This is a genomic window from Gordonia sp. Z-3 (genome assembly GCF_036233855.1).
GTDB lineage: Bacteria > Actinomycetota > Actinomycetes > Mycobacteriales > Mycobacteriaceae > Gordonia > Gordonia tangerina.
In genome coordinates this window covers 101,031-115,352 of record NZ_JAZARS010000014.1, presented here as the reverse complement: position 1 = coordinate 115,352, position 14,322 = coordinate 101,031, and the positions used below count along the sequence as shown (strand labels likewise).

At 66.9% G+C, this 14,322-nt stretch carries 10 protein-coding genes; 4 read left to right on the top strand and 6 right to left on the bottom strand.

The genetic code is table 11. The features are described from left to right. The first annotated feature begins 8 nt into the window (after positions 1–8). From VX037_RS16800 to VX037_RS16785, 4 genes are all read left to right on the top strand, one after another. Entirely contained in the window at positions 9–1,430 is a 1,422-nt protein-coding gene (locus tag VX037_RS16800; RefSeq protein WP_235724420.1) for an amidase, read from the top strand. After that, on the top strand, positions 1,427–1,924 hold the full coding sequence (locus tag VX037_RS16795) for a DUF3830 family protein (RefSeq protein ID WP_235724421.1): 498 nt from the start codon (positions 1,427–1,429) through the stop codon (positions 1,922–1,924). Before VX037_RS16800 ends, VX037_RS16795 begins: the two co-directional genes overlap by 4 nt. A gap of 25 nt (positions 1,925–1,949) precedes the next feature. After that, positions 1,950–2,669, top strand: a complete 720-nt coding sequence (locus VX037_RS16790; protein WP_235724422.1) for a GntR family transcriptional regulator — start codon at positions 1,950–1,952, stop codon at positions 2,667–2,669. 121 nt (positions 2,670–2,790) lie between these two features. Next, positions 2,791–4,170, top strand: a complete 1,380-nt coding sequence (locus VX037_RS16785) for an MFS transporter (protein WP_235724423.1) — start codon at positions 2,791–2,793, stop codon at positions 4,168–4,170. Between the two features lie 293 nt (positions 4,171–4,463). Here VX037_RS16785 and VX037_RS16780 read toward each other — a convergent pair whose 3' ends face one another. The 6 genes from VX037_RS16780 to VX037_RS16755 form a co-directional block, all read right to left on the bottom strand. After that, the gene (locus VX037_RS16780; protein WP_442903692.1) at positions 4,464–5,687 is read right to left on the bottom strand and encodes a M20 family metallopeptidase; all 1,224 of its coding nucleotides are present in this window, start codon (positions 5,685–5,687) and stop codon (positions 4,464–4,466) included. A 13-nt stretch (positions 5,688–5,700) separates the two neighbouring features. After that, complete coding sequence (locus VX037_RS16775) at positions 5,701–6,945, bottom strand: aminotransferase-like domain-containing protein (RefSeq protein ID WP_266063475.1); 1,245 nt, start codon at positions 6,943–6,945, stop codon at positions 5,701–5,703. A gap of 103 nt (positions 6,946–7,048) precedes the next feature. Next, complete coding sequence (locus VX037_RS16770) at positions 7,049–8,242, bottom strand: M24 family metallopeptidase (protein ID WP_235724425.1); 1,194 nt, start codon at positions 8,240–8,242, stop codon at positions 7,049–7,051. A gap of 57 nt (positions 8,243–8,299) precedes the next feature. Then, positions 8,300–9,805, bottom strand: coding sequence for an NAD-dependent succinate-semialdehyde dehydrogenase (locus VX037_RS16765; RefSeq protein WP_328715022.1), 1,506 nt, complete (start codon positions 9,803–9,805; stop codon positions 8,300–8,302). Between the two features lie 2 nt (positions 9,806–9,807). Next, entirely contained in the window at positions 9,808–12,933 is a 3,126-nt protein-coding gene (locus tag VX037_RS16760; protein WP_328715021.1) for an FAD-binding and (Fe-S)-binding domain-containing protein, read from the bottom strand. Continuing rightward, the gene (locus tag VX037_RS16755; protein ID WP_328715020.1) at positions 12,930–14,255 is read right to left on the bottom strand and encodes an aspartate aminotransferase family protein; all 1,326 of its coding nucleotides are present in this window, start codon (positions 14,253–14,255) and stop codon (positions 12,930–12,932) included. Before VX037_RS16755 ends, VX037_RS16760 begins: the two co-directional genes overlap by 4 nt. Positions 14,256–14,322 lie beyond the last annotated feature (67 nt).

The window sequence follows — 14,322 nt, the reverse complement described above, 5'->3', positions numbered from 1 at the left end:
AGGAACCGATGGACACAACCGCACGCTGGTGCACCGCCACCGAGCTCGGGGCGGGGTACCGGTCGGGGGCACTCTCCCCGGTCGCCGTGACCGAAGAACTACTCGCGACCATCGACGACGAGAACCCTGTCATCAACGCATTCTGCCTGGTCGACTCCGACGCGGCGATGCGCGACGCCCGCGAGTCCGCCCGACGACACGCGGACGGCATTCCCGTGGGTCCGCTCGATGGCGTGCCGGTGAGCATCAAGGATCTCTTCCTGACAGCGGGCTGGCCCACCCTGCGGGGATCCGAACTGATTCAACCCGAGGATGACGCCTGGACCGTCGATGCTCCGGTGGTGGCACGCCTGCGTGAGGCGGGCGCGGTGCTGCTGGGCAAGGTCACCACGCCGGAGTTCGGCTGGAAGGGCGTCACCGACAGCCCGCGGTGCGGTGTCACCCGCAACCCGTGGAACTCCGACCGCACCTCTGGTGGCTCGAGTGGCGGCAGTGCGGCGGCGGTGGCGGCCGGTCTCGGTCCGCTGTCGGTCGGCACCGATGGCGGCGGATCGATCCGCATTCCCGCATCCTTCTGCGGGATCGTCGGTTTCAAACCGACCTTTGGTCGTGTCCCGCTGTATCCGGCGAGTCCCTTCGGGACTCTGGCACATGCCGGCCCGATGACGCGCACGGTCGCCGACTGCGCGACGATGCTCGACGTGCTGAGTGGATTCGATCCGCGCGATTGGTGGGCGATGCCGACACCGACCACGAGTTCGGCCGAGAAGCTCGCGCTCGCACCGGATCATCTGGACGGAGTCCGGATCGCCTACAGCCCCGATCTGGGTTTCGGAACCAACTCCCCAGTGGTGCAACGCAACACCGAGGTAGCCGTCGATGCATTGCGTGGGCTGGGTGCCTCGGTGACCGAGATCGACCTGAGCTGGTCGGACCCGGCATGGGCGTATCACATCCTGTGGTTCAGTGGCGCCGACGTGGTGGTGCGCGCGCTGGGCCCGGGCGCGCACGAGAAGATCGACCACGGTTTGGCTGCGGCATTGGCCCGTCACGCCGGTTTCTCGGCAACCGACTACCTCGATGCCACCGCCGTGCGGATGGCGCTCGGCGTCGAGATGGGTAACCTGCATCTCGACTACGACGTGCTCATCACACCCAGCACGCCGCGGGTAGCGTTCGAGGCCGGCGTCGACGTGCCGGCTGGATCTGACTCGCCGGACTGGACGTCGTGGACGCCCTATTCCTATCCGTTCAACCTGACCGGTCAACCGGCGATCACCGTGCCGAGCGGATTCGACGATGACGCGATTGCGCCGTTGCCGACCGGCCTGCAGATCGTCGGTGCCCGCCACGCCGACGACACGGTACTGCGGGTGGCGGCGGCATACGAGCGTATCGCGCCGTTCCGGACCCGGGAGGGCGCACGATGAGCGACCGCTACATCACGGTCACACTCGAACAGCGCGGTGTCACCGCGGTGGCGCGCTTGCTCGACGACGAGGCGCCGCGTACCGCGGCGGCCGTGTGGGATGCGCTTCCGTTGGGTGACCAGGTATATCACGGCAAATTCGCCCGCAACGAGATCTACACCCTGCTACCGGCCTTCGCGCCGGTCGAGCCGGGTCCGGAGAACACCACCGTGACCCCGATCCCCGGCGACCTGTGCTACTTCACCTTCGACGGCGTGCTCGACAACCCTGCTTACGGGTATGAACCCGGCGGTGCGCCGGGCGCACATCGTCTGCTGATCGATCTCGCGGTCTTCTACGGACGCAACAATCTGCTGATCAACGGGGACGTGGGCTGGGTGCCGGGCAACGTGTTCGGGACCATCACCGAGGGGCTCGACGCGTTCGCCGCGGCGTGCAACGACATCTGGATGGGCGGCGCGCGCGGCGAAACACTCTCGTATCGGCGTGCATGAGAGTAAACAACAAGGGGTAATGCAGATGAGTGGAACGCGGCAACGAGGATCCGGACGCAAACGGGTCCTGACCCCGCTCGTGCAGGAGTCGACGCCGGCGATCATCGCGCGCAAACTGCACGATGCCATCGCCAACGGCGACTTCGCGCCGGGGTCGCAATTGACCGAATCGGGGCTGGCCGCCGACCTCGGGGTGAGCCGTGGACCGCTGCGGGAAGCGATGCAACGACTCACCGCCGAAGGGTTGCTCGTCAGCCATCGGAATCGCGGCCTTTTCGTTGTGTCGATGGACAATTCGGACATACGGGACATGTACGTGGCGAGAACTGCAGTCGAACGTGCCGCGGTGGAACAGGTGATCTATCGTGGGGATCACGACGCCATCGACGACTTGAATGATGTAGTGGCACAGATGCGAGAGTTCATCGATGACCCGAACGGGGTCGAGATGGCCGACGCAGACATGCGTTTTCACCAGACGCTGGTGGATCACGCCGCCAGCCAGCGACTTTCGCGGTTGCACGAAACGATCCTGGTGGAGACGCGAATGTGTCTGCGGGCGATGCGGGGAACCTACGCATCGGGAAAGGAACGGATAGAGGAACATCAGGCATTGGTCGACGCCATCGCGGCGAAAAACGCGCCGGCGGCCGACGCGCTGATGATCGAGCACATGAACGACGGACTGCACCGACTGGTCGGAGATGACATTCCCGATCTGGCCGGCGTGGTGTCGGCGGGGTGATCGCAGCAGGTCTCTGATCGGTCCCATCTCGTCATCGTTGCTTCTCGATCGCACCACGCGTCGTTCACCTCCGTGAACCCCACACACGACAACTGGCCGAACCAAATCGAGGAAGGCTCAGATGACGAATCCCACGCCGTCCGCGGCGAATGCACACCCCAGACCGGACCCAGAATCACCCGAGGGAAAGTCGATCCTGCGCAAAGCAATCAGCGCATCGGCCATCGGCAACGCCACCGAGTGGTATGACTACGGTGTCTACGCCGCGACCGCGACGTATCTGACCGACGCCTTCTTCCCCGGCGATCTCGGCACCCTGGGCACGATGCTCGGGTTCGCCATCTCATTCGTGCTCCGCCCCCTCGGCGGCTTCGTCTGGGGACCCATCGGAGACCGCATCGGACGACGTTCGGTGCTTGCCCTGACCATCGTGCTGATCTCCGGTGCGACCGCGTTGATCGGCGTCCTTCCCACCCACGCCGTGGCCGGCGTGTGGGCTCCGGTACTGCTGATCCTGCTGCGTGTGGTGCAAGGATTCTCCACCGGTGGCGAGTACGGCGGCGCGGCAACCTTCATGGCCGAGTACGCACCCGACAAGAAGCGCGGACGCTACGGCAGTTTCCTCGAATTCGGCACTCTCGCCGGATTCGTCCTCGGATCCGCGGTGGTGTTGTTGCTCGACCTGCTGCTGACCGACGACGCGATGGCCACCTGGGGATGGCGCCTGCCGTTCTTCCTCGCCCTCCCGCTCGGCCTCGTCGGGCTCTACCTCCGTACCCAGGTCGACGAGTCGCCGGTGTTCGAGGAACTCGAGGACGAACACAAACTCGAGGCGTCACCCGGTCGTGAGCTGATCGACCTCGTCAAGACGTACTGGCAGCCCGTCGTGGTCATGTTCGGCATGGTGATCGCGCTGAACGTGGCCAACTACACGCTCTTGGCGTATCAACCGACCTATCTAGAGAACACCATCGGGATGAGTACGGACACCAGTACGGCGGTCATCCTCATCGGTGAGTTGGTGATGATGGCGGTGATCCCGTTCTTCGGTGCCTGGTCGGACCGGACCGGACGAAAACCGATGTGGTGGGCGTCGCTCATCGGCCTGTTCGTCCTCGCATTGCCGCTGTACTGGCTGATGGGCCAGGGCTTTGGCTGGGCGATCATGGGCTTCGTGATCCTGGGGCTGCTCTACATCCCGCAGCTGTCCACGATCTCGGCGACCTTCCCGGCGATGTTCCCGACGCAGGTGCGGTATGCGGGCTTCGCGATCTCCTACAACGTGGCGACCGCCGCGTTCGGTGGTACTGCGCCGCTGGTGAACGACGCGGTGGTGGAGGGGACCGGATGGAATCTGTTCCCCGCGTTGTACATGATGATCGCGTGCGCCATCGGTATGGTCGCTCTGGTCTTCCTCAAGGAGACCGCGGGAGTGTCGATCCGGGGCTCGGAGATCCCGTCCAAGGAACGCGATCTCGCGATGGCCGCACGGGCGGCCTGACGGGGTCGGCCGGGCGGGTGTGTGTTGGGGGGATCTCGATACGCACGCTCGCCTGGCGGCTCGCGGGCTACTCGATCAGCAGTGGTAACGCGCGCTCGCCTGGCGGCTAGGGTCGGTGTGCGTTGGGGGGATCTCGATACGCGCGCTCGCCTGGCGGCTCGCGGGCTACTCGATCAGCAGAGGTAGCGCGCGCTGGCCCGGCGGCTAGGGGGTCGGTTTGCGTTGGGGGGATACGCGCGCTGGCTTGGCGGCTGGTGGGTTACTCGATCAGCGGTGGTGGCTCGGCCCGACTCTCAGCGTAGTAGCCGTAGGGCGGTGAGTGCGTAGGCCCGGGCGGCGGTCTCCAGGTCGGCGATCGCCACCGATTCGTCGGGTTGATGTGCCTCGCTGTGGATTTCGCCCGGTCCGCAGACGATGGCCGGGATGCCCAGATCGCGGCTGACAAAGCCGCCATCGCAGGCGGCGCTCCAGCCGCCGACCGAGGTGGTGCCACCGGCATCGGTGATGGCGCCAACGGTGGTACCGACCAGCGCGTGTGATTCGTCGGTGGCGAATCCCGGCATCTCCATGGTGACCCGAACATCCACCGACACTCCGTCGGTATCGATGTGGGCCGCCGAGATCGCCCGGCGCAGTTGAGCGGCGATGCTCTGGGCATCCTCGTGCGGCATCAGCCGTCGGTCGATGCCGAGACTGCACATCGGTGCCACCACCGAGATGCCTTGGCCGCCGGCAATCGTGCCCACATTCCAGGTGCCCGAACCGAGTAGGTCGTCAGACGTCATCGCCAGCTGATCATGATCAAAACGGATCAGATCGATGATGGACGCGGCCGCATTGATGGCGCTGCGTCCGTCGGCCGGACGCCCGGAATGAGCTGCACGCCCGGTGATGTCGATCTCCAGGTAGGAGGCGCCACGGCACCCCCGGACCACTTCGAGGTCGGTGGGTTCGGCCACGATGCAGCCGGCGAACTGGTGATCGGGTTGCTGAGCGACGAAATCGCGCACACCGATCCCGTGCTCCTCCTCGTCGACCGTGCACACCAGCCGGACAGGTCCGGTCAGTTCGGCACCATAGGCGCCGGCATGTGACAGCGCCTGCATGGCGACCACGGCCGCCGCCAACCCACCTTTCATGTCGGTGGCGCCACGCCCGTACAACCGGCCGTCGGCATAGCGCGCGCGGTACGGGTCCGCCGACCAGCCCGGGCCGGCGGGCACCACATCGGAGTGTCCCAGCAACATCAACCCCGGTCCGTCACCTGCGGCCATGGTGGCCACCAGATTCGGTCGCCCCGGCTCCACTTCTCGCGTCGCGACCGAGAAACCCGCGCTGCGGCAGGCCTTCTCGAGCACCTCGACCGCTGCGGCCTCGGTGCCGCCGGGATTCTCACTGGATGCCTCGACGAGACTCGCCGTCAGCATGGCGACGGTATCGGCGTTGATGTGGGACAACACGCCGGACTCGGCTTCGGACAGGGACACGTCGCGACCTCCGGGAGCTCTTCTGGTCATCGAATGGATTCCGTCATCCAGTATGAGCCATCTTCTCCAGCGTGCCGGTCAGGCGGGCGATGCCCTCCTCGATCCGCTCCGGGGTACTCGAGGCGAAGCACAGCCGCATGGCGTTGCGGAACCGACCACCCGGCGACAGCGCGGGACCGGGGATGAACGCCACCCCGTCGGCCAGCGCCTGCTCGAACAACTCGCGGGTGTCGATCTCGGCGAACTCCTCACGCAGGGTGACCCAGAGGAAGAAGCCGCCGTCCGGGTTGGTGGTGACCACCCGATCGCCGAGATGTCGAGCGATGGAGTCCAGCATGGCCTCCTTGCGTTCCCGGTAGAGCTTGCGGATTCCGGCGAGATGATCCTCCAGGCCGCCGCGGGCGATGTACTCGGCCACGATGTGCTGGTTCGGCACATTCGTGCAGGTGTCCATCGCCTGCTTGCCGTTGATGAGCAGTTGGCGCAACGACGCGTCGGCGTCGACCCAGCCGACCCGCCAGCCCGGCGCGAGGATCTTGGAGAACGTCCGCACCGAGAAGATCAGTGGGTCCTTGGGGCTCAGCGTCTGGAACGTGGGCAGGTCCTCGCCGGCGAAACGCAGCAGGCCGTACGGGTCGTCGTCGATGATCACCGCACCCCACTTGTGGGCCAGGCGCAGCAGTTCGCGTCGGCGCTCCTCGGACAGGGTCACACCCGACGGGTTCTGGAAGGTGGGGATCGTGTAGATCGCCTTGGGCGTCTGATGGGTGTGGGAGACGAGATCCTCTAGGGTGTCGACCTGCATGCCGTCCTCGTCGGTCGGGACCTCGAGCAGCTGCGCACCGTAGGAGAGGGCGGTGGCGCTGCCGTTGGTGTACGTGGGTGACTCCACGATCACCAGATCGCCCGGATCGACGAACAGCTTGCAGGCCAGATCGAGGCCCTGCATGCCGCCGGTGGTGATGACCAGCCGGTCGAGGCTGGACGGATCCGGGGTGGTGGCCAGGTAGTCGACCAGCAGTTGTAGCAGGCGCGGTTCACCCTCGGTGGCACCGTAGGTGAACGACGAGTTGTCGAGGATCTCCCCGGCGATCTGCCGGAACTCGTCGGCCGGTACCGCTTCGTCGGCGGGTGAGCCCATCGCGAAGCGCACGATGTCGTGGGTCTGGGCCGCCAGCAGCGACGTGGACGAGTCGATCATCGAGCCGACCAGATCTTTGGCCCGGCCCGCCAGCGGCAGGGTGGGACCGGAATGGCGCAGGTTGTGGGTGTCGGCGGTGGCGGTCATCGGTTCACCTCTCTCGGCGTGGTTGGGGCCCTTCGTGACGCTCGGCTAGCGCCCCGCTCCTCAGGGGTCGGGGGGTGACGCTCGGCCGTCAGGGATCGGGGCTTCATTTTCGGATCAGCTCCCGCGGGAAACTCGTGAACGTCTCCACTCCGGTGGGGCTGACCCGCACCGATTCGGAGAGTTCGAAACCGTAGTCGTCCATCCACATTCCGCACACGATGTGGAAGGTCATGTTGGTCTCCAGGATCGTCTCGTCCTCAGTGCGGATGCTGATGGTGCGCTCGCCCCAGTCGGGCGGGTATCCGATACCGATCGAATAGCCCAGGCGGGATGGCTTTTCGAGCCCGTACTTGGCCAGCGTCCAGTTCCAGGTGGACGCCAGTTCGCGAGTGGCGACGCCCGGACGGATGGCCTCGAGGACGTTGTTGAGACCTTCCGCGGTGGCGTTGGCGACGTAGTCGAGATCTTTCGACGGTGTGCCGAGGGACACCGTGCGGGCCAAGGGACAGTGATATCGGTTGTGGGCGCCGGTGAGTTCGATGACGACCGCCTCGTCGTCGGTGAACGTGCCCTGATGCCAGGTGAGATGCGGTGTGTCGGCGGCGGCCCCGGTCGGCATCATCGGCACGATCGCCGGATAGTCACCGCCGAAGTCCGATGTCCCGGTGATCTGCGCCTGCGAGATCGCCGCAGCTGCATCGCATTGGCGAACACCGACGTCGATGGTCTCGATGGCTGCGCGCATCGCCTCCGAACACACCATGCCGGCCTGGCGCATCAACTGGATCTCGGCGTCGGATTTCACCGACCGCACCCAGTTGACCAATTCGAAGTTGTCCACCAGTTTCCATTCCGGAATGGCGTTGTACAGGGCCCGGTAGGCCTTGGGGGAGAAGAAGTGCGAATCCATCTCCAACCCCACCGACCCGGCCCGCGACGCCGGTGCGATCTGGTGGCGCTGGCGCAACGCCCATGCCACCCAGTCGAATGCGTGGACGTGCGGACGGTGCACGTAGCTCTCCGGGTAGCCGACAATCTGATCCTCGGGTAGCCATGAAGTCCGGTGTGCGCCGTGCGCATCCATCTCCCGGGCGAAGAACACCATCTCGCCCTCGATCGGCACGAAGAGCATCTGTGGGGTGTAGAACGACCACGCGTTGTACCCGATGAGATAGAAGATGTTGGCGGGGTCGGTGACGATGATCGCCGAGAGGCCCTGCCGGTCCATGAGTTCGCGGACACGGGTCAGGCGCTGCTCGTACTCGCTGTCGGTGAACAGCTGAGCGCCGAGGTACATCCGTGGTCTCCTGTCGGGTCGTCCCGGCCGATGGTGCGGCCGGTGAATACTGGTGTGTCAGCGGGCGATAGGCCGCGAGACATACTTTATGTCGAGAAACTCCTCGATGCCGAGTCGACCGCCCTCACGGCCGAGGCCGGACTGTTTTATGCCGCCGAACGGTGCCGCCGGATTGGAGACCAGGCCGGTGTTGACACCCACCATGCCGACCTGCAGATCCGTCGACAACCGGTCGGCTCGGTCGATGTCCTGGGTGTAGAGGTAACCGACCAGGCCCCACGGGGTGTCGTTGGCCAACCGCAGCACCTCGTCGTCATCGGACTTCGCGTCACCGCCGGCGGTGCCGAACGGGATGATCGCTGCCACCGGGCCGAAGATCTCGGTGTGCATGAGGTCGGCGGCCGGATCCACATCGGTCAGCACGGTGGGCGGATAGAAATGCCCGGGTCCATCCGGTCGCTCACCGCCGCAGACGATGCGGGCGCCACGCTCGAGTGCGTCGTCGACGAGGGTGGTGACCTTGTCGGTGGCCTTCTGCTCGACGAGCGGACCCACCTGGGTGCCGTCGGCGGCGCCGTCGCCGACGACGAGCCCGCCCATACGTGCCGACAGTTTGTCGGTGAAGGCGTCGAGCACGTCGCGGTGCACAAAGATCCGATTGGCCGCGGTGCAGGCCTGGCCCATGTTGCGCATCTTGGCCACCATCACGCCGTCGATGGCCCGGTCGACGTCGGCGTCGGCGCACACGATGAACGGGGCGTTGCCGCCGAGTTCCATCGACGTGCGCATCACCGTGCCCGCGGCCTGGCCCAGCAGGATCTTGCCGACCTCGGTGGACCCGGTGAAGCTGACCTTGCGGGCATCGCCCGACGTCATCCATTCACCCACCACGGCACCGGGATCGGTGGTGGTCACCACATTGAGGACACCGTCGGGTAGGCCGGCCTCGCGCAGAATGTCGGTGAGCAGCAACGCGGTCAGTGGCGTCAGCTCGGCCGGTTTGAACACCATCGTGCAGCCCGCCGCGACGGCCGGACCGATCTTGCGGGTTCCCATGGCGAGGGGGAAGTTCCAGGGGGTGATCAGGATGCACGGGCCGACGGGCTGTTTGCTGACCACGACCCGGTTGTTGCCGTCGCCGGTGACGGTGTGGTCGCCGCCGATGCGCACGGCTTCTTCGGCGAACCAGCGGAAGAACTCGGCGCCGTAGGCGACCTCGCCCTTGGCCTCGGCCAGTGGTTTGCCCATCTCGGCGGTCATCACCGCGGCGATCTCGTCGACGCGATCCATGATGATCTGATAAGCGCGATATAGGATCTCGCTGCGGGAGCGCGGTGAGGTCGCCGCCCAATCGGCCTGGTGTGCGGCGGCGGCTGCCAGGGCCAGACGCGCGTCGTCGGCGGAACCGTCGGCGACCACCGTCAGCGGCGCACCGGTGGCGGGATTCTCCACCGTGAAGGTGGCACCCGAGGCGGCGGGTCGCCATTGGCCGTCGATGAACAGGTCGGTGTGCAGGCGCGCGATGGCCTGCGCGGCGTCCGTGGTGGGGATGGTGGCCGTCATGGTCACGCTCCTTCCTGGTTGTCGGGTGCTGTCGATGAGGGATCGGATTCCGTCGACGGATATCGGGGTTCTGTCGGCGCTGCGGGAGGTTCGCTCGGCGCGTTCTGGGGTTCTGTCGGCGCGCGGGGAGGTGCGGGGGAGCGGGTGAGGAGTTCGGCGAGATGAAGTCCGGTGGAACGAATCTCTGGGTCGGTCGCGGATAGGTGGTCCACCGACATCGCACAACTGAACCCGTCGGTGATCACCGGGCGCTCGGGTGCCGAACGCAACGCGGGTGCCAGGGCGTTCTCGGCGACCGCGACACTCACCTCGTAGTGCCCACGCTCGAATCCGAAGTTCCCGGCGACGCCGCAGCATCCGTCGGAGGTGTGCACCTGCACGCCGAGTGATTCCAGCACCGTCGCGCCGGTGCGCGCGCCGAACACCGCGTACTCGTGGCAATGCGTCTGCAGCGTCACCGATTCGGGTAGTCCGCTCGGCGTCCACCCCTGCTCGATGAGCGTCGGGAGATAGTCGGCGAAGCTGTGCACCCGCTTCGACACCCGTCGCGCCGCGTCGGTGTGGACGAGTTCCGGCAGGTCCTTGCGTAGCGCTGCGGCGCAACTGGGTTCGGGTAGCACGATCGGCCGATCGGTGCCGTCGTCGAGAGCGTCGGCAGTGCGCGTCAACACTTTTCGCGCGTGCTTGAGCTGCCCGGTGGAGATCCAGGTGAGGGCACAGCAGTTGTCCGCGTGGCAGCCGACCTGTGCGCCGGTGGCACCGAGGACGTCGGCGGCGGCCGTGGCGACCTGCGGCCGGAATGCCTGCGTGAACGAATCGATGAACAAGATGACGTCGGAGGTGGAACCGACGTCGGGCAGCGCGCCCAGATGACGCCGCCGATCGCGTCGACGTGCGAAGCGGGGCATGCTGCGGCGCGGGTCGAGTCCCCCGGCCCGGGCGGCCACGCGTCGCAGCGGACTGCGCAGGCTCGCATTGATCATCGGTGCCAGCGCACCGGCGACGCCCAGCCAGGCCGGCATCCAACCCAGGGAGTAGTGCGACAGTGGTCGCCGACGCCCGGCGTAGTGATGGTGGAGGAACTCCGACTTGTAGGTCGCCATGTCGACACCGGTGGGGCAGTCGGTGGAGCACGCCTTGCACGACAGGCACAGGTCGAGGGCATCGGCGACATCGGTGGACTGCCAGCCGGATTCGACGTCGGGGGCGGTGCGCACCATGTCCTGCAGCACTCGCGCACGGCCGCGCGTGGAGTCCTTCTCGTCGCGGGTGGCGCGATAGCTGGGGCACATCACGCCGCCCGACGACGCGCGGCACCGCCCGACCCCGATACAGCCCTGGACGGCGTGCACGAACGGGTCGAGCCCGGGGTCGGTCCCGACGCCACTGCTCGGGGCAGCCTGTGTGGGATCGGGGGTGCCGAGATCGAACATGGTCGACCAGGTGCGGGCCGGGACGTCGGCGAGCGAGAGGTCGGCGGTGATCGGCGGCGGATCGACGATGGAGCCGGGGTTGAGCGTGCCGGTGGGATCCCAGATCCGCTTGAATTCCGCGAAGGCGCTGAGCATGGCGGGGGAGTACATCACCGGGAGAAGAGCCGATCGTGCCCGGCCGTCGCCGTGTTCACCGGACAGCGAACCACCATGGGCCACAACGAGATGAGCGGCGTCGTTGCAGAACCTGTCCATGGTCGCCCGGCCGTCGGCGGTGCGCAGATCGAAGGTGATGCGTACGTGCATGCACCCGGCGCCGAAGTGCCCGTACATCACCCCGGTGAGCCCGTGCCGATCGAGAAGGCCGGTGAAGTCGTCGAGATAGTCGGCCAGTCGGTCCGGGGCGACCGCGGCATCCTCCCAGCCGGGCCAGGACTCGTAACCGCTGTCGACGTTGTCGTCATCGGGGTCGGCCAGGCGTGACGAGAGTCCCGCACCGTCCTCGCGGACCCGCCAGAGGGTCTTGCGGGTCACTGGATCGGGCACCGTGGTGCCGGCGATCATCCGCCCGCCGGCCCGGAGCTCATCGAGCAGTCGCTTCGCGGTGGCCGCCACGTTGGTCTCGGATTTCTGTGCGGCGCTGTGCTCGTCGAGGTCGATGAACAGCCAGGCGGTGCACTCGCGGTCGGAGATGCCGGGCAACGCGCTCACCGTGTCGCGACCACGGCGGGCGGCCATCGTCGCGACGATCTTGCGGTCGATGCCCTCCACCGCCGACGGTGCGTACGGCAGGATGGCGGGCACATCGCGGGCGGCGTCGCTGACGCTGGGGTAGCCGACGCACAGCAACAGTGGACTGGTGGCGACCGGCACCAGCCGTACCCGGGCGGCCACCACCAGTGCGCAGGTGCCCTCGCTGCCAACCAGGGCGCGAGCTATGTCGAAACCGTTCTCCGGCAGCATCTTCGACAGGTGGTATCCCGACACCTGCCGCGGGATGGTCTCCAGGTCGGTGCGCAGGATGGCGAGGTTGCGGGTTGTGAGATCGCGGAGCTGCTCGGTGAGATCGACCGCACGTGCCGCGGCTTCGGCATCGTCCGGATCGGTGGCATGGATGCCGGTGCGGGTTGCGGTGAGCCGCAGCCCGTCGGCGGTGACGAGGTAGAGCTCCTCGACATGATCGGTGGTACGGCCGTGCCGGACTGAGTGGTTGCCGCACGCATCGTTGCCGATGGCGCCGCCGAGAGTCGCACGTGACGCCGACGATGGGTCGGGTGCGAACGTCAGCCGACCGTCGGTGGCCGCCTTGGCCTGTGCGGCCAGCGACGTGAGGACGATGCCGCTCTCGGCGACGGCGGTGCCCGATGCGGCATCGACGGCGCGCAACCGATCCATGTGCCGGGAGAGGTCGATGACGACGCCGGTGCCGATGGCGTTGCCGCCCATCGACGTCCCGCCGCCACGCGCGATGAGCGGGATGCCGTGCGCGTGGCAGTACGCCGCGGTACGCGCGACGTCGACGTCGGTGTGCGGAAAAACCACCGCAATCGGACGAATCCGGTAATTGGAAGCGTCGTAGGAGTATTCGGCACGTCGGCGGGAGGACGCATCGACCTCGAGACCGAGCGCAGCGAGTTCACCGGAGACGTCTACATCTCCGGTGGGTGCCGGCCCCCTGGTGCTGACATCGGTCATCTCTGTCCGAGCGTATCGTCTGCGAACACATCGGACAGCGTTGCGGCGAATCGTTCCAGTCCCAGGGCGATCTCGTCCTCGGTCACCACCAGCGCCGGGATCAGGCGCACCACGTTGCCGGCGGGCCCGCAGGTGAGAGTGAGTAGGCCGTGCCGGGTGGTGGCCTGCTGAACCGCCGCGGCGGCCGCGGCATCGGGCACCGGCACGTCGGCGGCGTCTGTCCTGACGAACTCGATTCCGGCCATCAGGCCAAGCCCCCGGACATCGCCGATCGCGTCGAAGCGCCCGGCGATCTCCTGCAGCCCGGTGAGCAGTTGCTCGCCCCGGACTTGGGCGTTCTCCACCAGATTCTCGTCGCGGATGACGTCGATGGTGGCCACGGCGGCGGCCGCGGCGACGGCGTTGCCGCCGTAGGTGCCGCCCTGCGACCCCGGCCACGCCTTGCTCATCAGTTCGGTGGAGGCGGCGATGGCCGAGATGGGAAAGCCCGAGGCCAGGCCCTTGGCGGTGATGAGGATGTCGGGAGTCAGATCCGACGCGTGCTGATGTCCCCAGAACTTGCCGGTGCGGCCGAAGCCGGCTTGTACCTCGTCGAGGATGAACAGGATGCCGTGGCGATCCGCGCGTTCACGCAGACCCTCCAGGAATCGCGGTGGGGTCGGTAGGTAGCCGCCATCGCCGAGCACCGGTTCGATGAGGAACGCGGCGGTGTCGTTGGGTGCGACGCGTGACTGCAGCAGGTAGTCGAGCTCGCGCAGCGCGAAGTCGACGGCGCCGTCGGTGCCCCAGCCGTAGCGGTAGGCATACGGGAACGGTGACATGTGCACGCCGGACATCAGCGGTGAGAACCCGGCCGAGAAGCGGGTGCCCGCTGTCGTGAGGCTGGCCGCGGCGACGGTGCGGCCGTGGAAACCGCCCTGGAAAACGATGATGTTGGGTCGGGCGGTGGCCATCCGGGCCAACCGGATGGCGGCCTCGACGGCCTCCGATCCGGAGTTGGCGTAGAAGACCGAATCGAGACCCAGGGGTAGCACGCCACCGAGCTTCTCGGTCAGTTCGAGCAGCGGCTGATGCATCACCGTCGTGTACTGGGCATGGATGATCTTGGTGCACTGCTCCTGCGCCGCCGCGACCACGCGCGGGTGGCAGTGACCGGTACTGGTGACGCCGATACCGGTGGTGAAGTCGAGGTAGTCGTTGCCGTCGGTTCCGCGGATCCACGAGCCCTGCGCATGGTCGACGACGACGGGCGTGGCCTGCTTGAGCGCGGGACTCAGCGACGCGGTCTGGGCGGTGTTCATGGCTTCGGCAGTGACGGTCATGCGTACACGGTGACGCTCGATCGTCGGATTGTCAACAATTAGACATCGTCCCTGGTCCGGCGCGTGC

Bases quoted from the DNA above. Each gene is read 5' to 3' on its own strand.
- VX037_RS16755 (WP_328715020.1), bottom strand. From the start codon at position 14,255: ATGACCGTCACTGCCGAAGCCATGAACACCGCCCAGACCGCGTCGCTG.
- VX037_RS16795 (WP_235724421.1), top strand. From the start codon at position 1,427: ATGAGCGACCGCTACATCACGGTCACACTCGAACAGCGCGGTGTCACC.
- VX037_RS16785 (WP_235724423.1), top strand. From the start codon at position 2,791: ATGACGAATCCCACGCCGTCCGCGGCGAATGCACACCCCAGACCGGAC.
- VX037_RS16760 (WP_328715021.1), bottom strand. From the start codon at position 12,933: ATGACCGATGTCAGCACCAGGGGGCCGGCACCCACCGGAGATGTAGAC.
- VX037_RS16770 (WP_235724425.1), bottom strand. From the start codon at position 8,242: ATGTACCTCGGCGCTCAGCTGTTCACCGACAGCGAGTACGAGCAGCGC.
- VX037_RS16775 (WP_266063475.1), bottom strand. From the start codon at position 6,945: ATGACCGCCACCGCCGACACCCACAACCTGCGCCATTCCGGTCCCACC.
- VX037_RS16765 (WP_328715022.1), bottom strand. From the start codon at position 9,805: ATGACGGCCACCATCCCCACCACGGACGCCGCGCAGGCCATCGCGCGC.
- VX037_RS16800 (WP_235724420.1), top strand. From the start codon at position 9: ATGGACACAACCGCACGCTGGTGCACCGCCACCGAGCTCGGGGCGGGG.
- VX037_RS16780 (WP_442903692.1), bottom strand. From the start codon at position 5,687: ATGACCAGAAGAGCTCCCGGAGGTCGCGACGTGTCCCTGTCCGAAGCC.
- VX037_RS16790 (WP_235724422.1), top strand. From the start codon at position 1,950: ATGAGTGGAACGCGGCAACGAGGATCCGGACGCAAACGGGTCCTGACC.